This window comes from Clostridioides sp. ZZV14-6153 (assembly GCF_020657855.1).
Classification (GTDB): domain Bacteria; phylum Bacillota; class Clostridia; order Peptostreptococcales; family Peptostreptococcaceae; genus Clostridioides.
Genome location: NZ_JAGWCZ010000003.1, coordinates 43,192 through 65,974 on the forward strand (window position 1 = coordinate 43,192; position 22,783 = coordinate 65,974).

The 22,783-nt window shown below is 26.5% G+C and carries 25 protein-coding genes and 1 riboswitch; of the genes, 17 read left to right on the plus strand and 8 right to left on the minus strand.

Annotated elements, in window-relative coordinates; all coding sequences use genetic code 11:
• Positions 1-59: 59 nt before the first annotated feature.
• A complete protein-coding gene (locus tag KGF46_RS05535; RefSeq protein ID WP_227827924.1) occupies positions 60-323 on the minus strand; it encodes a hypothetical protein in 264 nt (87 codons plus the stop codon).
• A gap of 321 nt (positions 324-644) precedes the next feature.
• On the opposite strand from KGF46_RS05535, the gene KGF46_RS05540 reads away from it, so the two are divergent.
• The 4 genes from KGF46_RS05540 to KGF46_RS05555 all read left to right on the plus strand — a co-directional run bounded on the left by KGF46_RS05540 (position 645) and on the right by KGF46_RS05555 (position 4,233).
• Positions 645-1,217 (plus strand): hypothetical protein, encoded by a 573-nt coding sequence (locus KGF46_RS05540; protein WP_227840537.1) that lies wholly within the window; start codon positions 645-647, stop codon positions 1,215-1,217.
• 101 nt (positions 1,218-1,318) lie between these two features.
• A complete protein-coding gene (locus tag KGF46_RS05545) occupies positions 1,319-2,317 on the plus strand; it encodes a DUF4003 domain-containing protein (RefSeq protein WP_227827926.1) in 999 nt (332 codons plus the stop codon).
• A 351-nt stretch (positions 2,318-2,668) separates the two neighbouring features.
• Positions 2,669-3,307 (plus strand): lactate utilization protein, encoded by a 639-nt coding sequence (locus KGF46_RS05550; RefSeq protein ID WP_227827927.1) that lies wholly within the window; start codon positions 2,669-2,671, stop codon positions 3,305-3,307.
• Between the two features lie 26 nt (positions 3,308-3,333).
• Positions 3,334-4,233, plus strand: a complete 900-nt coding sequence (locus KGF46_RS05555) for a YegS/Rv2252/BmrU family lipid kinase (protein ID WP_227827928.1) — start codon at positions 3,334-3,336, stop codon at positions 4,231-4,233.
• 107 nt (positions 4,234-4,340) lie between these two features.
• On the opposite strand, the gene KGF46_RS05560 is transcribed toward KGF46_RS05555, so the two are convergent.
• Positions 4,341-6,005: a glutamine--tRNA ligase/YqeY domain fusion protein gene (locus tag KGF46_RS05560; protein WP_227827929.1), complete on the minus strand. Its 1,665-nt coding sequence runs from the start codon at positions 6,003-6,005 to the stop codon at positions 4,341-4,343.
• A gap of 294 nt (positions 6,006-6,299) precedes the next feature.
• Between KGF46_RS05560 and KGF46_RS05565 the strand changes: the two genes are divergently transcribed.
• From KGF46_RS05565 to KGF46_RS05595, 7 genes are all read left to right on the plus strand, one after another.
• Positions 6,300-7,013 carry a DUF2140 domain-containing protein gene (locus KGF46_RS05565; protein ID WP_227850325.1) on the plus strand — a complete coding sequence of 238 codons (714 nt, stop codon included), beginning with the start codon at positions 6,300-6,302 and terminating at the stop codon, positions 7,011-7,013.
• Positions 7,014-7,181: 168 nt separating this feature from the next.
• Positions 7,182-7,745: a hypothetical protein gene (locus KGF46_RS05570; protein WP_227827931.1), complete on the plus strand. Its 564-nt coding sequence runs from the start codon at positions 7,182-7,184 to the stop codon at positions 7,743-7,745.
• Between the two features lie 305 nt (positions 7,746-8,050).
• Positions 8,051-9,751: a hypothetical protein gene (locus tag KGF46_RS05575; protein WP_227827932.1), complete on the plus strand. Its 1,701-nt coding sequence runs from the start codon at positions 8,051-8,053 to the stop codon at positions 9,749-9,751.
• A 168-nt stretch (positions 9,752-9,919) separates the two neighbouring features.
• Entirely contained in the window at positions 9,920-10,537 is a 618-nt protein-coding gene (locus KGF46_RS05580; protein ID WP_227827933.1) for a hypothetical protein, read from the plus strand.
• Between the two features lie 110 nt (positions 10,538-10,647).
• A riboswitch (Lysine riboswitch) is annotated at positions 10,648-10,816 on the plus strand.
• Positions 10,817-10,897: 81 nt separating this feature from the next.
• Positions 10,898-12,091 (plus strand): aspartate kinase, encoded by a 1,194-nt coding sequence (locus tag KGF46_RS05585; RefSeq protein WP_227850326.1) that lies wholly within the window; start codon positions 10,898-10,900, stop codon positions 12,089-12,091.
• Positions 12,092-12,108: 17 nt separating this feature from the next.
• Positions 12,109-13,401 carry a diaminopimelate decarboxylase gene (gene lysA / locus KGF46_RS05590; protein WP_227827935.1) on the plus strand — a complete coding sequence of 431 codons (1,293 nt, stop codon included), beginning with the start codon at positions 12,109-12,111 and terminating at the stop codon, positions 13,399-13,401.
• Positions 13,402-13,605: 204 nt separating this feature from the next.
• Positions 13,606-14,271: a tetratricopeptide repeat protein gene (locus tag KGF46_RS05595; RefSeq protein ID WP_227827936.1), complete on the plus strand. Its 666-nt coding sequence runs from the start codon at positions 13,606-13,608 to the stop codon at positions 14,269-14,271.
• A gap of 148 nt (positions 14,272-14,419) precedes the next feature.
• Here KGF46_RS05595 and KGF46_RS05600 read toward each other — a convergent pair whose 3' ends face one another.
• Positions 14,420-15,505 (minus strand): AI-2E family transporter, encoded by a 1,086-nt coding sequence (locus tag KGF46_RS05600; RefSeq protein ID WP_227850327.1) that lies wholly within the window; start codon positions 15,503-15,505, stop codon positions 14,420-14,422.
• 191 nt (positions 15,506-15,696) lie between these two features.
• Between KGF46_RS05600 and KGF46_RS05605 the strand changes: the two genes are divergently transcribed.
• From KGF46_RS05605 to KGF46_RS05615, 3 genes are all read left to right on the plus strand, one after another.
• Positions 15,697-16,413, plus strand: a complete 717-nt coding sequence (locus tag KGF46_RS05605; RefSeq protein ID WP_227827938.1) for a pseudouridine synthase — start codon at positions 15,697-15,699, stop codon at positions 16,411-16,413.
• Between the two features lie 42 nt (positions 16,414-16,455).
• Positions 16,456-17,037: a class I SAM-dependent methyltransferase gene (locus tag KGF46_RS05610; RefSeq protein WP_227827939.1), complete on the plus strand. Its 582-nt coding sequence runs from the start codon at positions 16,456-16,458 to the stop codon at positions 17,035-17,037.
• A gap of 378 nt (positions 17,038-17,415) precedes the next feature.
• Entirely contained in the window at positions 17,416-18,288 is an 873-nt protein-coding gene (locus KGF46_RS05615) for a MurR/RpiR family transcriptional regulator (RefSeq protein WP_227435034.1), read from the plus strand.
• A gap of 186 nt (positions 18,289-18,474) precedes the next feature.
• On the opposite strand, the gene KGF46_RS05620 is transcribed toward KGF46_RS05615, so the two are convergent.
• Both KGF46_RS05620 and KGF46_RS05625 read right to left on the minus strand, forming a co-directional pair.
• Entirely contained in the window at positions 18,475-18,675 is a 201-nt protein-coding gene (locus tag KGF46_RS05620; RefSeq protein WP_021384215.1) for a cold-shock protein, read from the minus strand.
• 217 nt (positions 18,676-18,892) lie between these two features.
• Positions 18,893-19,069, minus strand: coding sequence for a hypothetical protein (locus KGF46_RS05625; RefSeq protein ID WP_227827940.1), 177 nt, complete (start codon positions 19,067-19,069; stop codon positions 18,893-18,895).
• Positions 19,070-19,240: 171 nt separating this feature from the next.
• Here KGF46_RS05625 and KGF46_RS20285 point away from each other — a divergent pair, with 171 nt between their 5' ends.
• Together KGF46_RS20285 and KGF46_RS20290 are read left to right on the plus strand one after the other, a co-directional pair.
• Complete coding sequence (locus tag KGF46_RS20285; RefSeq protein WP_413840398.1) at positions 19,241-19,777, plus strand: hypothetical protein; 537 nt, start codon at positions 19,241-19,243, stop codon at positions 19,775-19,777.
• A complete protein-coding gene (locus KGF46_RS20290) occupies positions 19,714-20,157 on the plus strand; it encodes a hypothetical protein (protein WP_413840396.1) in 444 nt (147 codons plus the stop codon). Before KGF46_RS20285 ends, KGF46_RS20290 begins: the two co-directional genes overlap by 64 nt.
• A 48-nt stretch (positions 20,158-20,205) precedes the next feature.
• Here the strand turns inward: KGF46_RS20290 and KGF46_RS05635 are convergent, their stop codons facing one another.
• Together KGF46_RS05635 and KGF46_RS05640 are read right to left on the minus strand one after the other, a co-directional pair.
• Entirely contained in the window at positions 20,206-20,421 is a 216-nt protein-coding gene (locus KGF46_RS05635; RefSeq protein ID WP_227827941.1) for a helix-turn-helix domain-containing protein, read from the minus strand.
• A 10-nt stretch (positions 20,422-20,431) separates the two neighbouring features.
• The gene (locus tag KGF46_RS05640) at positions 20,432-20,899 is read right to left on the minus strand and encodes a DUF2975 domain-containing protein (RefSeq protein ID WP_227841609.1); all 468 of its coding nucleotides are present in this window, start codon (positions 20,897-20,899) and stop codon (positions 20,432-20,434) included.
• A gap of 139 nt (positions 20,900-21,038) precedes the next feature.
• On the opposite strand from KGF46_RS05640, the gene KGF46_RS05645 reads away from it, so the two are divergent.
• Positions 21,039-21,527, plus strand: a complete 489-nt coding sequence (locus tag KGF46_RS05645; protein WP_227840546.1) for a DUF2975 domain-containing protein — start codon at positions 21,039-21,041, stop codon at positions 21,525-21,527.
• Positions 21,528-21,907: 380 nt separating this feature from the next.
• Here the strand turns inward: KGF46_RS05645 and KGF46_RS05650 are convergent, their stop codons facing one another.
• Entirely contained in the window at positions 21,908-22,606 is a 699-nt protein-coding gene (locus tag KGF46_RS05650; RefSeq protein WP_227827944.1) for an alpha/beta hydrolase, read from the minus strand.
• Positions 22,607-22,783 lie beyond the last annotated feature (177 nt).

Consider the following 22,783-nt stretch of genomic DNA (forward strand, 5'->3'; position numbering starts at 1 on the left):
GATATTAATAGCTATTAAACAAATAAAAAGTTCCTAATTTTTAGGAACTTTTTATTTGTTTAATATAACGTATGAGTTTTTGCTTCAGCAATAGCTCTTGCTGCACTTTTAGGTTTTTCTATATTCTCTTTTTTGTAGAAATCAATTACTTCTTCTAAGTCTTTATTTTCAATATTGTCTTTTCTATTTTCAAGAATATAATTTATGATTGATTCGTTTATCAAGTTTGATAAATCTTTATTTTCATTATTAGTCATTTTGTATACTTCTTGTAATAAAACTTCATTAACTTCAATTGTAATTTGTTTTGTATTTTTTATCATATTAATCACCTCTTAAAAAAATTATAGCATTTCAAAAAAATAAAATCAATGTGTTTTAAAATTATAGAATTTAAATTCTTAAATTCTTAAAAATAGAAAAATTAAATAGAAGTAGTTTTGAGCTATCAAAAAGATTAATAAAAAATATATTTAATCATAAAAGCTTTGTACTATATGATTCTAAGATGGAGGATTTATAAGGGTTTAGGGTGAATTAAGTATAAGACAACTTCTTAAAGCAAATGAGTGTGGCATTTAAATCTAAATGTAGACATATAATATTAAATATGCTAATATATCAAAATAATAAGGGGGGAATTTATGAAGCTTAAAGAAGCATTGATTACATGTGTTGTATGTAGTGTATGTTTAACTCCATTATTGGTAAATGGAGAAACAAAAATAGATGCGGAGCATTGTAAAGAATCTATAGTAAATATAGATACTATAGTAACTTCAGGTCAAAACTTTAATTCTAAATATAATCAAGGTATGAAAGACTATAAAAACAGTGATGAGTATAAATTAAAAGTGCAAAAAGAGAGGCTAGAAAACCAGCTAGGAATCAAAATAAAGGATTTAATTCCTATAACATTTGAAGTGAGTTATTACACCAGTCTTAACCAAGAAAATGGATATGGAGCTATAACTGCTACAGGAGATGATTTAGAAGATGGTTTTGTGGCAAATAATCACTTGAGTTTTGGAACTAAGATTATTGTAGATGGTAAAGTAAAAACCGTTATGGATAGGGGGTCTAGTAAGTATTTTAGCAATTCTAATGCGATAGATGTATTTATACCCAAATGGAGTAACGAAAGTGAATCAGAGTATTATGACAGGGTTAATAATATGGGAAGGCACTATAAAAAAGGATACATCATTATGGAATAATAGAACTTCTTCAAGTAATATGTATTGATTGCAATATTTATTACATATATAATAGATATTAAGTTAATTAATACAACAATGTATATTACTGGGAGGGCAATATGGAACAAACTTTTATAAATGGAAAAATAAACTTATTAATAGAAAATTATAAAGCATTAAATGAGATTAAAGGTTCTTGGCAAATGGGATTAATTCAACATAGTTGTGCACTTGCGTTTACGCTTAAGAACAAGAGGATAAGCCCTAGAGTAGTAGAAGAACGAATAGAGCTTATTAAAAAAAATACTGGATTATTCTCTAACTTTAGAGGATATAACATATTTTATATGGCAACACTACTTTCATTTGAATCAAATCCAGAAAGTAGTTTTAAGATGATTTTAGAGATATATAAAAATCTTAAAAATGAAAAGTTTTGGGGAGATACATATCTACCACTTACAGCATCAATAGTCTATGAAAATAGAGATAAAATGGATTATATTACATGTATATCAAAAATGAAAACAGTGTACGAATATATGAAGAAAAAACATCCATTTTTAACATCTAGTGATGACTATTGTAATATAGCACTTATTGCAATTCATTCAAAAAATTTAGAAGAAGATTTAGAATATATAGAAAAATGTTATGAATTTCTAAATAAAAATGGTTTTTATAAAGGAAATGACTTACAAGCACTATCTCAAATTCTTTTATTTAGTGAAGATAGAACTATGGGTAAATGCAAAAAAACTATTGAACTTAAAAAAGCATTTAAAGAGAATGATTGTAAGTTAAATTATTATGGGTATCCAATAATAGGAGCAATTTCGTTATTAGATTATAAAGAAAATGAAATAATAGAAAATATAAAAAATGTTTCAAATAGACTTAAAGAAGAAAAAGGTTTTGGGAATTGGTCTTTAGGAAAAAGCAATAGAGTAATGATTAGTTCTGCTATTGTGGCTTCTATTTATGCGGATTCAATACAAAAAGAGAATAATATAGATTCTATAGCTAATAATATATTTTTAAATATTGTTGTTGCTATTCAAGTTGCTTGTGTAATGGCAGCTACAAGTGCAGCTATAGCATCTTCTTCATCAAATTAGTGACATTATTTATTAAAATTGGATATAATAAACTTAATAATACAATTTATATGTTTAAAAAAGAATATGATATTACACTTAAATCAATTGTGATATTTAATAAAATAAAGCATATAATTAATATATAGATTTCAGAAAATATATAATACTACATACAATATAGGGAAAGTAGAAAAATACATCTACTTTCCTTTTTAATTATAAATTATGAGTTAGTCTTATAAAGAAATTTATGGAAAACTTATTTAAAGTTTTATATTGTATTTTTTTTTAGATGTACTAAAATAAAGTTATAAAGAAAATAAAATTTATAATAAACTAATACATATTGAAAATAAGGGGGAAGTTAAGATGGATCAAAATCTAAATTGGCTTAAAGAAAAAAGAATAGAAAAAACGATAAAATCTCTAGAAAATAATAACATGAAAGGGTATCTAGTAAATAATAAAGAAGAGCTTCTTAAAAAAATTGAAGAAATAGTAGAAGTAGGTTCTCTAGTAGGTTGTGGAGGCTCTATGACTTTATTTGAAACAGGAGTTATTGACTTTATAAGAGAAAAGTATGATTTTCTTGATAGATATGCAAAAGATATTAAACCAGAAGAAATGAAAGAAATATACAGAAAATCATTTTGTGCAGATGCTTATTTTACAAGTACTAATGCAATAACAGAAAATGGAGAACTTTACAATCTAGATGGAAATGGAAATAGAGTAGCTGCTATGATATATGGACCAGATAAAGTAATAGTTGTAGCAGGTGTAAATAAAATAGTTAAAGATGTAGATGAAGCTATAAAAAGAACTAAAACAATAGCTGCTCCAGCAAATTGCAAGAGACTGAATACAAATACTGGTTGTAAGACTACTGGTGTCTGTATAGATTGTTCAAGTCCAGGAAGAATCTGCTGTAGCTATACACTTATAAAAAGACAATTAGCACCAGAAAGAATACATGTAATTTTCTTAAACGAAGACTTTGGATATTAAAAGAATAAAATAAGTAAGGAGAAATAATGAAAAAAGTAAAACTTATATACAATCCTAATTCAGGTGAAAAAAAAATATTATCAAATTTAGATACTATTATAGAATTATATCAAGAAGAAAATTATTTATTGATACCCTACAGATTGAATATTAAAGAACCTGTAAATAATGCATTTAAAGAAGTAGATAGTTCCTATGACCATATACTAATAGCAGGTGGTGATGGGACTATAGATTTAGTTGTAAATTCAATGAAAGAGTTAGATATAAAGATTCCAATTGGAATTTTACCTACAGGAACTGCAAATGATTTTTCAAATGCTCTTCAAATTCCATTTGATATAAAAGAAGCTATAAAAGAAATCATAAATTCAAAGCCAAAGAAAATAGACATAGGGAAGGTAAATAATAAATACTTTATAAATGTCGCAAGTGCAGGTATGTTTACTGATGTATCACAAAGAATAAGCACAGACTTAAAGAATTCGTTTGGAAGAATTTCTTATTATATAAAGGGAATAGAAGAAGCATTGTATATGAGGAAGTTTAAGATAAAAGTATATTCCAAAGAGATGAATTATGATGGAGATATGTATCTTATGCTGATTTTTAATGGAAAAACAGCAGGAAATATAAATTTAGCATATAAAGCTGAAATAGATGATGGATATTTAGACGTAATTATTTTTAAAGGAATGCCAATTCCAAAATCAATACCAGTTTTGATAAGTGTGCTTAGGGGTGATTACTTAGACCAATATAATGGAAATGAAATATTATATTTTAAAACTAAAAAAGTAGATATAGAATGTAAAGATTCTCTTATAACAGATATTGATGGGGAAAAAGGTCCAGATTTTCCTCTCAATATAGAATGTATAAAAGATGGAATAGAGGTTATGGGAATCTGTAGTGGAAAAAGTTAATTATTTAAAATAAATGATGAAGACTAAAATAAAAAATTACTTCTAACTAAATTTATTTATAGTAGAAGTAATTTATATTTTAAGTCTTCATTTTTTAGTTATAAAAATTATTTAGCAGGTTTAAAAGAACTTTTTAAAGGAACTATTCTATTAAACACAAGTTTTTCCTTAGTTGTATACTTATTATCTATACTAAAGAACCCATTTCTAACAAATTGGAATTTATCAAAAGGTTTAGCATCTTTTACTTGTGTAGGCTCAACAAAACCTTGTAATATTTCTAATGAATTAGGATTTATTTGTTCTAAGAAATGCTTTCCTTCATTTTCAGGTAAATCATCAAGAATCAATGGCTCAAATAATCTAAATTCACATGGTATAGCTGATTTAGCATCAACCCAATGTATTGTAGATTTTACTTTACGACCTGTAAATCCAGAACCACTTTTAGTCTCAGGGTCATAGGTACCATGTATTTCAACTACATTTCCATTTTCATCTTTAATTACATCAGTACATTTTACGAAATAAGCTCCTTTTAAACGAACTTCATTTCCTGGGAAAAATCTGAAATATTTTTTAATAGGTTCTTCCATAAAATCATCTTGTTCTATATATAATTCTCTAGAAAAAGGAACTAATCTTTTACCTTGAGATTCATCCTTAGCATTGTTTTCTATTTCAAGCATTTCAACCTTATCTTCTGGGTAGTTAGTTATAACTAATTTTAAAGGTCTTAAAACTCCCATAGCAAGTGGAGCCTTTGGTTGTAAGTTTTCTCTTAGGAAATAATCAAGCATTTGACTGTCTACTGTAGAGTTAACTTTTGATACTCCTATTTCACTACAAAAATTACGTAAAGCTTCAGCAGTATATCCCTTACGTCTAATCCCAGATATAGTAGGAACACGAGGGTCATCCCAACCATCAACAATACCTTCATCTACAAGTTGTTTTAATTTTCTTTTACTCATAACAGTATTGTTTATGTTAAGTCTAGCAAATTCTATTTGTCTAGGTACATTTTCCATTTCACATTCTCTGACAAACCAGTCATAAAGAGGTCTTTGGTCTTCAAACTCCAAAGTACATATAGAGTGAGTTATTCCTTCAATTGCATCTTCAATTGGATGGGCAAAAGCATACATAGGATATATACACCATTTATCTCCTGTATTATGATGTGTTGAATGAGCTATTCTGTATATAATTGGGTCTCTAAGGTTTATATTTGGAGAAGACATATCTATTTTAGCTCTTAATGTTTTTTCTCCATCTTTAAATTCACCATTTTTCATTCTTTCAAATAAATCTAGGTTTTCTTCAATAGTTCTATTTCTATAAGGGCTTTCTTTACCAGGTTCAGTAAGAGTACCACGATACTCTCTCATTTCTTCTTGTGTTAATTCACATACATAAGCTTTACCTTTTTTTATTAGGATTAAAGCTCTTTTGTACATTTCATCAAAATAGTTAGATGCAAAATTTAATTCATTCCAATCAAATCCTAACCACTTAACATCTTCTTTTATGGATTCTACATATTCAACATCTTCTTTTAATGGATTTGTATCATCAAATCTTAAATTAGCCTTTCCATTAAATTCTTTAGCTAGTCCAAAGTTAAGACATATACTTTTTGCATGACCAATATGTAAATATCCGTTTGGTTCAGGTGGAAAACGAGTTATTATATTGTCATGTTTTCCTGTTTCTAGGTCATTTATAATAATATTTTTTATAAAGTTAGATGAGTTCGTTTCATTTGACATATTTTTATACCTCCTATTTAATTTGCTTATAATACAGAACACTACACTGTATTGCATAATATTAATTTTAATCCAAGATTAGAAAAAAATAAAGGTGTAATTAAGAGTATTATGCAAAATATTAACTTTTATACTAAAAACATGTTTTTTTACAGTTTATTTACAAAAAAGCAGATTAGTTGAATTAATCTTTAAAAGACTGTATTATAATATGTATATTGTTAAGAATATTATGTGAAGTTAGTTATCTAAATTTATTTTAAATCTGTTGACAGATTTGTAAAGGAGACTATGATGGGAAAGATTGCAAAGATTATATTAAGTTTAATTGTTATTATTTTAGTGTTAACAGGTATTGTTGTATACACACTAACACCAAAAGAGAGATATGATGTTAGTTCACAAAATAATAAAATCATAGACGAAGAGTATTTATCAAAAGGTTCATATATAAACTCTATGGAAATAGTAAAAAATCCACTTAGAATGGTTGGAAAAGTATCTGTTTCAGAAGAAGAGTTTAGAAACCTAATATATACATTAATGAATAAACACGGAATTAAAGAATTTGAAAATAATTTTGTTGAGATGAAGGATGGAAAAATAAAAGTGGCAGGTCCATATAAGGTCTTTGGTCTAATCAATAGCCAATATGAGCTTGAACTAAAACCCACTTTAAAAAATGAAGATTTGGTTGTAAGTCTTGAAAATGTAATGATTGGAAAATTTAAAATAAGTGATAAAATGCTAGAAAAAATACTAAGTAATTACAATAAAAAGGTTCCATTTGAGGTTAATGGAAATAAAATTACTTTAGAGAAAAGTTATCTTTATCCAGTAACACTTAAAAATATATCTATAAAAAAAGGAAATGTTGATTTGGATATGGAAGTAGAAATAGATTTAAAATCACAAATAAATGGGGCATTAGGTTATCTGAAGGATTCTGGAAAAGCTCAGGATATACTAAATCATTTGATTAATTTAAAGAAAACATCTGTTGGTTAAAAATATAGAAAATTTATATTTATATTTTTATTATATTTTATATAATATTAAAGCACTTTAAAATCAAAATTTGTAAAATAGACTTTATTATGTTAGAATATTTTATGACATTAAGTTGTAAGTGTATAATATTATTTAATTACTAGATTACTAGATTGGGGGGAAATGATGAATAAAATTTATATTGTAACAACATATACAGGAACTGTATTATCTTATTTAATAAGAAATATAAGTAAAAAACTGTATACACATGTGTCAATATCATTAAATGAAAATTTAAAGCCAATGTATTCTTTTGGGAGATTAAATCCAAGAAATCCATTTATTGGAGGTTTTGTTGAAGAAAATATAAATCAAGGCTTATATGCTATAAGAAAAAACACTGTATGTAGAGTATATTCATTAGAAGTAGATAATTTACAATATGAAAATCTATTTAAAAATATAAAATTGATTAGTGATTATAGAGAAGATTACTATTATGATATAATGGCATTGATATATTTGTCTATGAATATTCACAGAAAAGTTGAATATAAATATGTATGTTCAAACTTTGTTGCTGATATGTTAGAAAAAAGTGAAATAGATATTTTGAATAAAGAAGCCTTTGAAGTAACACCAAATGATTTTTATAATTTAAATGGTTTAACTTTAGAGTATGAAGGTCTATTGTCAGAATATAATTCTAGACAGCATTCTTATGTATCCAAAATGGCAAACATATAAAAAATTTATTTTAAAATTTATCATATAAAAATATTGCTAAATAATTAGGCTGAAGATGGTAGTTTAACTTCGAGAGGATTAAGAATTCGTAAATCTTAGTTAGAACACTTTCTTCAGTTTTTGATTTTCTGTCGTTATTTGCACGATTATAATATTTTGCTGATATATATATCGAATAGAAATAAATAAACAGTGGAATAAAAGTATAAAGATATCTTAATACATAATAAATATGATAAATATTTATTTTTTGTAAATATATGGATATAATAGTAATAATAATATTTTATAGAGAGGAGTATTAAATGAAACGATATCTTAAAACATATGGAGTTTCACTCATAATTGTAGTAATTTATGCATTTATTAAATTACCTGTACTTAGACTAGATTTCACATCTTTATTTTCAGTAGGAATAATATTTTTTGTTGTAGCAGGAATATTAGATATGATGCTAGATAGAAATGAAAGAACATCTAAACTTGCTAAATATAATTTTTCAATAGCAATAGCTTTACTTGTGTATGTCGTAGTTGTACCTTTTATAGCTTCTACACCTGTACTTCATGCAAAAGCCTATAAAGACTTATTAGGAAAGGTGACTGAGAGTAAATTTAGTGATGATATGAGTCCTGTCAGCGTAAATGACATTCGTCTTGTAGATGAAGACATGGCCATGAAATTAGGTGATAAAAAACTTGGAGAAGTTCCAGCTATAGGTAGTGTATCAAAATTAGGAAAGTTTCATATACAAAATGTGGATGGAGAGTTGTACTGGGTAGCACCTCTTGTGCATAGAGATATAATTAAATGGGTGACATCTTTAAGTGGTACAAGTGGATATGTGAAGGTGTCAGCAAGTAATCCTCAAGATGTTCAACTAGTTCAAGAAATAGATGGAAAACCAATAAAAATAATATATCAACCAGAAGCTTATTTACATCAAGATTTACAAAGACATTTATACATACATGGTATTGTAAATGTTGGCATGACAGATTTTACGCTTGAAATAAATGATGAAGGAAGACCTTATTGGGTTGTAAGTTTATATGAACATAAAATTGGTTATGGAGGAGCAAATGCCACAGGCATAGCTACTGTTGATGCAGAAACTGGAAAAATAAATGTCTATAATGTTAAAAATACACCTAAATGGGTAGATAGAATACAACCACAAAAATTTGTAACAGACCAAATTCAAGACTGGGGTGTTTATGTCAATGGATTTTTAAATTCTGTTATATCAGAAAAAGGAGTACTAGTGCCAACAGAAGGGACATCGCTAGTCTATGGAAATGATAATAGGTCATATTGGTATACAGGTATAACATCTTCTGGTGGAGATGAATCTACAATTGGATTTATGCTTGTTGACTCTAGAACTAAAGAAGCTAGACTGTATAAGCAGCCAGGAGCAACTGAGACAGCTGCGATGAAATCAGCTGAAGGTAATGTTCAAGAAAAGAATTATGAAGCTACATTCCCTGTAATGTACAATATATTAGGTCAACCAACATATGTATCATCTTTAAAAGATAAAGCTGGTCTTGTAAAGAGAGTAGCCTTTGTATCTGTTGAAGATTATAATGTACTTGGTATAGGAGAAGATAAAAATGAAGCTTTAAGAAATTATAAAGATTCATTAGAATCTAAAGGCAATGACTTAAAACTTGATAATGATATGAAAGATGAAGTTATAGAAGGGGTAGTAACTAGAATAAGTCCTGATGTGCGAGGAGGAAATACTAATTATTATGTGACTTTAGATTCTAATAAGGAGATAATATTTAAAGCTACCTCAAAAGTATCTAGCGAATTACCATTGACTCAAGTTGGAGACAAAGTCAAAATATCATATTCAAAAGAAGAATCTAGTGTAATTGAAATGTCAGAATTTGATAACTTAAACATTGCAAATTTTGATGATAAAAAAGCAAAACAAGAAACAGGAACTAATGAAGATACAAATTCACAAGATTCTGAAAGTCAAAGCAATATGTAACTTAGTAAAAAAATTGTAGATATTGTTTAGTGCATTAATAGCTAGTTTTTATAGAAATAAATTCTATAAAAACTAGCTATTTTATTTTAATTCTTTGTAAATTTAATGTCATAAATTTAATATAATATTAGTACAACTTTGCAAATAATACTTCAAGGAGAATGTACTATGACGAATATGGAAAAAGAGATATTGCTTTTAATTAGCAGGGTTAGATGTGTTACAGAAGCTCAATTTAGAAAGATTTATGGAGACCAAAAAAGATACAATAAAAAAAATTTCAAAAAAACATTGAGAAAAATGTGTAGTGAGTATACACTAAAAAAATATCCATGTGATGTAGATTATCGTAACTATAAGGACCTCTCATATGTTTACTATTTGAATGGTAGTAAGCTTTTTAAGGGAGATGATTTAATAAAGGCTCTAGTAGGGTCAGAACTAGTTGTTAGAATTAATACTGCAGGTTGTGATGTAAAAAGATTTTACCGAAATGTTAGTGTAGATGATGTGAAATATGATTTATTTATTGAATATACAGATCAATTTGGCAATATAAAGCAGGTCTTAGTAGATGTTGATCTAAATAATGAAATAGATGTTTCTAAATATGAGAATCTCTCTAGAAAGATAGATAAATCTACAATTCCATTTTTTAGAGTACCAAATATTTTGGTGGTTACACCAGATAATTTATCTGAATTAAATGACTTAGAGAGAGAAGATAATGAGTATAGTATAAATTTTATAGATTTAGGATTAAATAAACTATTTAATTGTATATAAGATATTTTTAGAAAATAAATTTTTTGATTTGCCACATTTTGTAAAAAAAATGTTGCAATATTATATAGAATATGATAAAACTATATTAATAAATTAATTAATAATAATGAGCCTAGGGTAGAGGTAGCTATATTCAAGAGTAATCAATAGTAGCTGGTAAGTGTTGATGATTGATGAAAGGGTCTATAGCCGAAGAAAAGTTGTTGACAAACAAGTTTTCTGGACTTATGCAGAATATGCATAAGGCTGTCACTTTTAAAGTGGTGAGCTACAAGGTTACTTGGTCTATGAAGTTCACACGTCCAAAGTATACCTTTGGGCGTTTTTATTTATCAAAATTTAGCTTGAGGGGGAAAAGGCATGAGTATAATTGTCCAAAAATATGGAGGAAGTTCAGTTGCAGATACTGATAAAATAAAGTCAATTGCAGAAAATATAATAGAAAGAAGAAAAGAAAATCCACGAATGGTAATAGTTGTATCTGCTATGGGAAAATCAACAGATGAATATATAAACTTGGCAAAAGAATTGAGTAATGAACCTAGTAAAAGAGAGTTAGATGCTCTAATGTCTACTGGAGAAATGATTTCAGCCTCTTTATTATCAATAGCATTAAATGCACTTGGTTGTAAAGCTATAAGCTATAATGCTTATCAATTAAATATAAAAACAAGTGGACTTCATGGAAAATCTCAAATTGATGATATAAATGTAAATAGAATAAAGAATAGTTTAGATGAAGGGAATGTTGTAATAGTAACTGGATTTCAAGGAATCAATGAAGATGGTGATGTAACTACTCTTGGAAGAGGTGGTTCAGACACATCTGCTGTAGCTCTTGCAGTTAAACTAAATGGTAAATGTGAGATATATACAGATGTTGATGGAATTTATTTTACAGACCCAAGAAAATATTCAAAGGCAAGTAAACTTGATGAGATTGAATATGAAGAGATGCTTGAATTAGCAAGTTTAGGAGCACAAGTAATGCATTCAAGAAGTATAGAGCTTGCACAAAAATATGGTGTTGAAATTTATGTTGGACGTACATGTGGTACAGTAAAAGGAACATATATAAGAGGGGGAAAAGACATGAAATTAGAGGATAAAGTAATAACAGGATTAGCTACTAGTGATGATGATAGCTCTATAACAATAAAAGACTTTAAGGTAGAAAATATATCTAGTTTATTTGAAGATATAGCAACTATGGGAATAAGTGTAGATATGATAAGTCAAACTGCACCTATTTTAGATAAAATAAGTGTGTCATTTACAGTTCCAAAAGAAGAATTAGGAGAGTGCAAAAAGATAGTATCTAAATATACAAATGAAGAACATGTAGTAATTGATAATAACATCACTAAATTCTCTTTAGTAGGTCTTGGTATGAAAAATACTTCTGGAGTTGCTGCTAAAGTATTTAAGATATTTAATGAAAATGGTATAATGGTAAAACTTATAACTACATCAGAAATTCGTATAACTTGTGCCATAAATTCTGATGATAAACAAGTAGCTATTGAGAAAATAGCAGAAGTATTTAATATATAAAACTTAGGGAGGATATTATGAAACTTCATGGAACTATGACTGTAAAAGACAATGAATTATATATTGGAGGGGTAAGCTGTCTAGAGCTTAGTAAAAAATATCAAACTCCATTATATGTATTTGACGAAGACTTAGTAAGACAAAATTGTAGAGAATATATAAAATATTTTAAAGCTAAAGATGGAAAAAATAAAGTTGCTTATGCAGGTAAGGCATTTTTACCTCTCTATATGTGTAATCTTATAAATGAAGAAGACATGTGTTTGGATGTAGTTTCAGGAGGGGAACTATATACAGCTTATAAATCAAATTTTCCTATGGAAAAAGTTTTCTTTCATGGAAACAATAAAACTGAAGAAGAAATAAATATGGGATTAGATTTGGGAGTAGGTAAGTTTGTAGTAGATAATTTCTATGAGTTAGATTTAATTGAAAAATTATGTGAAGAGAAGGGGAAAACTCAAGAAATATATTTTAGAATAACACCTGGCATAGAAGCTCATACACACGATTATATAAAAACAGGTCAAATAGATTCTAAATTTGGTTTTGCTTTAGTAAATGGAGATTTGTTTAGAGCAATAGAAAAATTGAATGATTATACAAATATTAAATTGGTAGGTCTTCATGCTCATATAGGTTCACAAATATTTGATGTAGAACCATACATAGATACAGTAGATATAATGATGAACTTGGTAAAAGAAATAAAAGAAAAATTTAATATACAGTTGACAGAAATTGACTTAGGCGGGGGTGTAGGTGTTTATTATAGTAAAGGTGATAAACCTAAAACTATAAGAGAATTCTGCGAAACTATAATCACTAAAGCAGAAAATTCCTGTAAAGAACTTGGAATAGAAGTACCTACATTGGTAATAGAACCAGGAAGATCAATAGTTGCAAATGCAGGAAGTACATTGTATACAGTAGGTTCAATAAAAGATATAAAAGATGTTAGAGTTTATGTAAGTGTAGATGGAGGTATGACAGACAATGTAAGACCTTCACTATATCAAGCTAATTATGAATGCAGTATTGTAAATAAGATTAACCATGAAACTATGAATCATGTAACAATAGCAGGCAAATGTTGTGAAAGCGGAGATATATTAATTGGAGATATAGATATAATGGATATAAAAAGTGGAGATGTACTTATAACAACATCAACAGGTGCATATGGATATTCAATGTCTTCAAATTATAATAAAATACCAAGAGCAGCAGTAGTGTCAGTATTTGATGGAGATGCCAAGATAATTTGTAAAAGACAAAGTTATGAAGACTTATTATCTTTAGAAATATAGAATAAGAATTAAATATTGAATTTTAAAATAAGTAGATTATATGATATATCTATAGATTTAAACTAATTTTTAGTTTGTTATAGTTATTCAAGTTATATCTACTTATTTTCTGTTTTATTAACAATTTTCTTGTAATAAATATAAAATATTTTAAAAACTTCCTGATTATGATAAAATTTAAAGTATATGACAAGGAGGGATTTAATGAGAGGAAGAGTAATTTTATTGATATCGATATTATCTATATTTCTTGTAGGATGTTCGTTTAATAAAAAAGATGAAATAAGTTCAACTGAACAAGGAAAAATATATTTAGAGAAACATGATTATAAAAAAGCGATGGAAGCATTATCCTCTGCATTAGAAGAAGATAGCGCTAATGAAAATGCAAGAGCTATGTATGTGCAATCTATGAGAATGTTAAATGTAGATGAATTTGAAAAAGATACAAATTATGAGGATGCAATTAAAGAACTTAAGCTTATAGAGAAAATCAAAAACGGGTCCTCTGTTATTAAAAATGAAGCATCTAAAAAGAAAGAGGAATTGACTAAATTAGAAAAAGAACAGAATGAAGCAGAGGAAGAAAGAAAGAAAAAGGCAAAAGATACAGCTGGAGAAGATAGGTATAGAGTGGAATCAGAAGCAAAGAAATCTTCCTATAGTGAAAAGAGTAAAAATAATAAATCTAATTCCAAAAACAAAAATACAACTTCAAATAATAACAAAGATGTAACTAACAATGATTCTTCTCAAAATCAAGAAAAACCAAATACAAGCAATCCAACACCGACACCAACTCCACCTTCATCAGAAAATAGCGGAGGGTCAGATAGTGGTGGAAATTCTCAGAACTCAAATAATCAGTAAATGTAAAGTATTACATATAAACAATTAAAACTTTGTATCAGTAAATGAAATTAACTCTTAGCATATATTCTTTGCCAAGAGTTAATTTCATTTTTTTATAGTAATGTAATAGATAATAATTAATTTTTAAAATTATAAAAGACAGAAATTATTGCAATCTCTTGTCAATATATTTATCAATAGAAGTTTTTACAACAGCAGCTACAGGTACTGAAAGAAAAACACCTATAAAACCAAAAAGAGACTGTCCTATTAAAATCGCAGAAATTATCCATATAGCTCCTATTCCAACTTGATTGCCCATAACCTTTGGTTCTATGAAATTTCCATCTAGTTGTTGTAATATAAATATAAATACGATAACCCATATGGTTTTTTGTGGACTGTATAAAATTGTCATAGCTACTGGAGGTATAGCTCCAATAAATGGGCCTAGATAAGGTATTATATTTGCTAAAAATATTATTGAAGCTAAAAATAAAGCATTTTCTATTCGAATGATAAATTGAAATCCTATAAATGCAATTATACCAATAATAAGAGAGTCTAAAATTCTACCAATTAAATAATCATAAAAAATATCATGGGTAGTTCTAAAAAATTCTATAATGTCATCAGCTTTGTTTCTAGCAGTAGAAGAATATAGTAATCTTTTAAATCCTAATGCAATTTTTTCCTTATCATATATAATATATATAGATAATATAAAGCCCATTACCATACTAAATAGCATAGATGATATGCTAAGTGTATAGATTAAAAAGTTTTTAGGAATTCTACTAATAAAATTACTAGCTTCTTTTAATGCATTATCTAAGCTATGTTGTATATGAGGAATTAGAGCTTTTAAAAAATCTATGTTTGACATATTTTTTTCTATAAAATTATTTATATAATCAGTGTAAATAGGCATTTCATTTATCAATCTATTTAATGTATTGGCTATTGAAGGAATTAGCAATCTAATACCAAAAGCTAAAATAATACCTATCAATATATAAGATAAAAAAATGGATAAAAGCCTATGTGTTTTAAATTTTATTTCAAAAAGCATTACAAGAGGATTTAAAAGCAAAGCAAGTAAAATAGCTAGTAAAAATGGACTAAAAAAGCTTAATAATCCTTCAATGCTAGATATAAAATCTGCTGGAGTATTAATAAATTTAAAAAATAAAATTCCAATAAACACGACTATTAAATAATATTTTACATTTTCTTTTGAAATAATAATCACTTCCTTAAAATAGTGTTTAATCAGCTATTACATATTAATAGTATGTGAAAAGAAATTACAATTATTTAGGAAAATTAAATAATTTTTTGGCTTGTTTTTAATTAAGGTCTAGTATAGTATAATAATGTAACAAAATTAACATTGATAAAAATATTAAATAACATATAATTTAAGATAAGAAAGGATTATGTATGAGAATTAATAAATATATAGCTTCTTGTGGAATTGCATCTAGAAGAAAAGCAGAAGAAATCATTCTTGAAGGAAGAATAAAGGTAAATGGAAATATAGTAAAAGAACTATCTTTTAATATTGATGAAGAAAAAGATATAGTAGAATTTGATAATAAAGCAGTAAAGCCAAGCGAAAATTATGTCTATATAGTATTGAATAAGCCAGAAGGTTATATAACTACTGTAAAAGATCAGTTTAATAGACCAAGTGTAATAGATATATTAAAAGATGTAAAGGAAAGAGTATATCCAATAGGAAGGTTAGATTATGAAACAAGTGGGCTTTTGATACTTACTAATGATGGAGATTTAACATATAAACTTACTCATCCAAAACATGAAATTAATAAAACTTATGTGGCAAGTGTAAAAGGAATTATAAATAAGGATGAAATAAGAAGTTTTGAAAAAGGACTAAAAATAGAAGATTACACAACAGCACCTGCTAAAATTAGAGTAACTAAGGAAAATAAAGAAAAGAATTATTCAGTATGCGAAATAACAATACATGAAGGAAGAAATAGACAAGTAAGAAAAATGTGTAAAGCTATAAATCATCCAGTTTTAAACCTAAGAAGAATTTCTGTAGGGAAAATAGTATTAAAAGATATAAAAATTGGCGAATATAGATATTTAACGGAAGACGAAATAAAATATTTAAAATCAATAAAATAGCATGAAAATGAAATGAAGTTAATAGCAGGGAGAAATGATATTATGGCATATGCAAAACATTTAACTAAAATTACAGATATAAATAAATTTTATTTAGAAAATATTATTAATAAAGGTGATATAGCAATAGATGCTACCATGGGAAATGGTTATGATACAAAGTATTTGGCTGAAAAGGTTGGAGAAGAAGGCTTTGTGTATGCATTTGATATACAAGAAGAAGCTATAAAATCTACAAGAAAAAAATTAGAAAAAGAAGGATATATAGATAGAGTAAAATTAATACTTGATGGTCATGAAAATATAAATAAATATGTAAAAGAAGAAGTTTCATGTGTTTTATTTAATTTAGGATATCTTCCAAGAGCAAAACATCTAATTATAACTAAACCAGATACAACTTTAAAAGCTATAAAGTCTAGCTTAGAAATATTAAAAGAAAATGGAATAATAAGTATTGCTATATATACAGGACATGATGGAGGTCAAGAAGAAAAAGATAGTATATATAATTTTGTAAATAATTTAAATCAAGATGAATTTAATGTTTTAGAATCTAAATTTTTAAATCAAGTCAATAACCCACCACAATTGATTTTAATTGAAAAGAAAAAATCACAATAAACACTAAAAAAAACTTGACAAGATTCTATTAAGAGTTAATATATATATTGTAACCTTTTAAAAATACTTTAAATAATAAGCATATGATAATTTGCTTTCGAAGTAAGAGATATTCTTAAATATGCAGAATAAAATATTTAACTTTTAAATGAGTAAAAATTGAAAATTTTAAAAGAAATATTGAACAAATCTTAAAAAATGCAAGGAAAAATGGTATAATAAATTTAATCGAAAATACTATGTGAAGTATAAGGTACAGAAAAGTTAGAATTTTATGAGTTTAAGAATCTGAGATAAAAACTAAAATAATAAAATTTTTAGAAAAAATAGTAGTAGTCATAAAAAGAAAATAGTTTAGATAACTAAAAGGAGAAAAAAATGGAAGAAACAAATGAAATGAAAGATAGTAAACATTTGATATCAAATATACAATCTCAATATACGAGGTTAAGTAAGGGTCAAAAACTTATAGCACAATATATTTTAAATAATTATGATAAGGTTGCATTCATGACTGCATGCAAATTAGGTGAAACTGTAGGAGTAAGTGAATCTACTGTTGTAAGATTTGCAAATGCTCTGGGCTATAGTGGGTATCCAAAATTACAAGCTGCACTTCAAGAACTCATAAAAAATAAATTAACTACAGTACAAAGAGTTGAAATGGCACATGATTATTCCGATGATTTTGCAATATTGAACAAAGTTTTAAAGAGTGATATAGATAATATAAGATCAACATTAGAAGAAATTGATGAAAAAGCATTTAAAGAAGCTTCGAATAAACTTTTAAAGGCAAGAAAAATATATATACTTGGTATGAGAAGCTCTTTTGTAGTAGCTCAATACCTAGGTTTTTACTTAGATATAATACTTGATAATGTCCATATAATTAGAATGGATATGGGAGATGCTTTTGAACAGATTGTAAGAATAAACGAAGAAGATGTTATAGTTGCAATTAGTTTCCCACGTTATTCAAAAAAATCTTATCAAATTGTCAATTATGCTAAGGAAAAAGGAGCACATGTAATTTCATTAACAGATAGTTTATTTGCACCAGTGGCAGCACTTGCAGACAATACTCTTTTGGTTAAGAGTAATATGGCTTCATTTGTAGATTCACTAGTTCCAGCACTTAGTATTTCAAATGCTCTTGCTATATCTGTTGGAATGAAAGAAAAAGAAGATATTAAACAGCACTTCGATGACTTAGAGCAAATCTGGAAGAGATATTCTGTATATGAGTAAAGCTTGTATATTAATAAGTAGGATTAATTATTAAAAGTCTCAAATCTAGCAGTGTTTGAGTAAAAATTCTATAAAAAAACTGACTGACATTTAACTGGCAGTCAGTTTTTTTATTTAAATAAGATTTTGCTTAAATTATCAATAAAAAAAGACCCTCAAAAGAGTCTTTCCCGAAAAATCTATATATTATAATATAGTTATATTTTCTGCTTGAGGACCTCTAGCGCCTTTAACTATATCAAAGCTTACTTGTTGACCTTCTTCTAATGATTTAAATCCTGAAGTTTGTATAGCTGAGAAATGAGCAAATACATCATCTCCACCTTCTATTGATATAAATCCAAATCCTTTTTCATTATTAAACCATTTCACTATTCCATTATTCATTTAAAAATACTCCTATTAACCTATATCAAGATATACTTGATTTAATTGTGTATTACTACAAATACTATTGTATCATAGATTAATAGAAATGTCTATTCAATTATATTTTTTAGTTAACATTTTTGGTTATTATTAATCTTAAAAATATATTTAAGAGCTTTGTATTAATATAAAAGTAGATAAAACTAAAAAGGGTTTTCTAGAAAATAAAGCCTATCTAATTATACTTACTTACCAATACCATAACTTGATGCAAGCAGGATTCTACCACATTTTCTCCATACTCTAGTATAAAATCATCTAACTGTGTATCTATAAAATCACAATAATCATATGAACTGCCAATATAAGCAGTTAACATATGTGTACATCTACCCATTTTATCTCTAAACATATATTATTATCCCCCTAAAAAACTTTCATAAAAACAAAAAGAAAATATCTTTTTGGCAACTGGCTGAATAATTTAGGAGTCCCCCTTAAATTTACTTACTTTCATTATAAAGAATACTTATAATAGTATATACATTTTGTAAATAATGAATATGCTAAAAGAGCTGGAATAATGTTTGATGAAAGTTTAAACCCTGATATACATTCACTAAGAATGACAATACTTTATGGATTAAAAGGAATAAGTGCTTATGGGCATCAGGCTAGAGAGCTTGTATATTATAATAATCAAGTAGATGAATTTTATTTTAGAGCACTATCAGCAATTACAGATGATGATATTTCTTTAGAGAACTTAATAACATTAACTCTTAAGACAGGTGATATGAGTGTTGCTGTAATGCAAAAATTAGATGAACCTAATACTACCATTTATAAAAACCCAGAACCTCATAAGGTAAATGTAAAGATAAAAAAAGGACCTTTTATAATAGTTTCAGGACATGATTTAAAAGATTTAGAAATGTTACTTAAACAAACAGAAGGAAAAGGGATAAATATATATACTCATGGAGAAATGATTCCTTGTCATGGATATCCAGAATTAAATAAATATACTCATTTAGTAGGTAACTTTGGAGGAGCATGGCAAGACCAGGAAGAAATTACTATACCGAGTTTGCTAAACAAGTTCCTAAAGATTGTATAATTTTAACACTTGCATGCGGAAAATATAGATTTAATAAGTTAAACTTTGGAGAAGTAGCTGGGTTTCCTAGGTTGCTAGATGTTGGTCAATGTAATGATGCTTATTCAGCAGTAAGAATAGCTTTAGCTTTAGCTAATGCATTTGATACAGATGTGAATAGTCTTCCTCTTTCAATAATATTATCATGGTATGAGCAAAAATCTGTAGCAGATTTATTAGCATCATTATCACTAGATATAAAAAATATTTATTTAGGGCCAAGTTTACTAGCATTTATAAGTCCAAATGTACTACAATATTTAGTTGATACATTTAATTTAATACCTATTAGTACACCTGAAAAAGATTTGGCAACATGTCTAAATGTTCCAGCAAAATAGTAAAGACTATAGGTGATAATCAAAAAGAGTGTTTTAGACACTCTTTTCTTAATCATCATCATCTTCTACATATTCAAGTATATCACCTGGTTGGCAATCTAAAGCTTTACAAATTTCATTTAGAGTGGTAAATCTAATAGCTTTTGCTTTACCAGTTTTTAAAATTGATAAATTAGCATTTGTAATATCTATTTTTTCAGCCAAATCTTTAAGTGATATTTTTCTTTTTGCCATCATTACATCTAGATTAACTATAATTGCCATAATATCACCTCTATATCGTTAAATCATTATCTTCTTTTATTTTTATAGCTTTATTAAATGTTTCAGCAATTACAAAACACATTAGTGCAAATATAAAAGAGATGACCATAAGTGGTGAAATTCCTCCACTATCAGCTCCAAAAACTCTTATATTACTGGTATTCAAACTATAACCATTGATACATTCAATTATAGTATTTATCAATAAGCAATATCCCATTATTTTAAATCTCTTTACATTTTCAAGCATGAAAGGTGAGTATTTAGTACTATTAATTATAAAAGTTAAGCATAAGATAACTATGAAATAGTTAGAAAAATACATTATTCTAACAACTAAAATAAATAATTTTTCAAAGTTAAAATCATATAAAAACATAGGTATCATACACATGAATAGTATACCAGATACACTTAAAATTACTAGTATAAAGTATAAAAATACTGATAGAATCTTGTTAAAAAGTCTTGTAATCATTAAATATCATCTCCTTAATATAATGTATATTATTGATTATAATATATAATTTATTGTTTTTCAATAATAAATTATTGACATAGAATATAAAAATATTATAAAATGTATATAAATAAGAATATTAAGGTGGTAAGTTTATATGAAAAAGAATATAAGTTCTAAAATATTGAATAATATTGTGCTAGTTGGAATAATTTTGACTTTATTATCACTTATTTTAACACCATTAGCACTGACAGCGTATTTTAAAAGTAGTTTGGAAATTACAAATACAAATATGCCAACTATAATGTCAATAGCTATATATATATGTGCTATTCCGTATGTTGTATCATTATTTATGTTAAAAAGATTATGTAAGCTAGTGGCAATAAATAATCCATTTTCAGAAGAGATACCTAAAAACTTAAAAAAAATATCCATCTGTGCATTTAGTGAAATTTTTATATTCAACTTTGTAGTGATAATATTATATTATTGTTATGATATATACTTATATGCAATTACTATAATACCTGTAGTTATAGTATCATTTGTTTCATTATCAATAGGATTTCTAGCTTTAGTTCTATCAATTTTATTCAATAAAGTTATTGAAATAAAAGATGAGAATGATAAAACAATATAATAAATTTATACACTAATATGTTTATTAAAAATATTTTAGGTTGATTTTATTAGATTTAATTTTAATTAATACTATAGCTGTAAAGTATATTAATAATACATAAGAGATTAGATTTTATAGATAATTAGATTTTATTAGTAAAAATAAGCTAAAAGTATACAACACAGAAAGAAAAAATAGTGATAGAATGTTCTATCACTATTTTTTCTTTCTATGTTAATTTGAGTATACAATACTTTTTTCTAGATTAAGAGTTTTAAAAGTATCTTTTATAATAATTAATTTATTGCTTACCTGCTTATTTTAATAATACTAAGATAAAGTGAATTGATATAGTAATTGCTCTAATTTATATGAAAACAGTAATGATAAGATTATCTTTACTTAAACAAAGTATTTATCCATTCATTTAATACTTTTAATTGCTCTTGTGTATTAAACCAATGCTCGCCGTTTTCTATAACTGTTAAATTGCAATTAAAATGGTGTGTAAATTTCTCTACCACACTTAGTTCTGTAAGTTCATCGTGTTTACCATATAGTATTCTTGTTGTAGTATTCCATTTAGTAATAGGATGTTTTTTGACATATTGTAGATATTCCCATGAGAGTGTATGACCAAATGAAGTTGGAATAATTAGTTCATGTTTAAGTTGTTCTTCTGATACATTTGCCCAAAGCATCATATTAGAGATAAGCTGTTTCATATCAAGAATTGGAGATACAAAAACACACTCTTCCAGATTCTCATTTTCAAAACTCAACATACTAAACCATGCACCAATACTATTTGCATATAATGAAATTTGATTCCAGTTAGATTTTGCATATTTCATTATAGTTAATAGCTCTGGAACAACATTCCATGGGTCAAACGAAATGTTTTCTTCTTTACGTTCTCCATGTTTAGGTAAATCAATACTTAAAACCTGCCATCCATGATTAACAGCAATATTAGCAAAAGTTTCGGCTTCTTCTTTATAACCACATTGTCCGTGTATGTAAATATACAATTTGTTTGACGAATTTCCCCAAAGAATTGAAGGAATTCCATGAATTTGAAAATATTTCTTTTCCATAAAAATCTCCTCTCAGTTTAATATATAGTATCTATTTATGTATCTATTAAACTATAAAATTATACTGTAATATTCTAATTTAATTATCTATAATACTAATTTAATTAGTTATAATACTAATATAATTAGTATTATATTAAACTAAAATTAAATTGTCAACATTGCATTTAATATAAA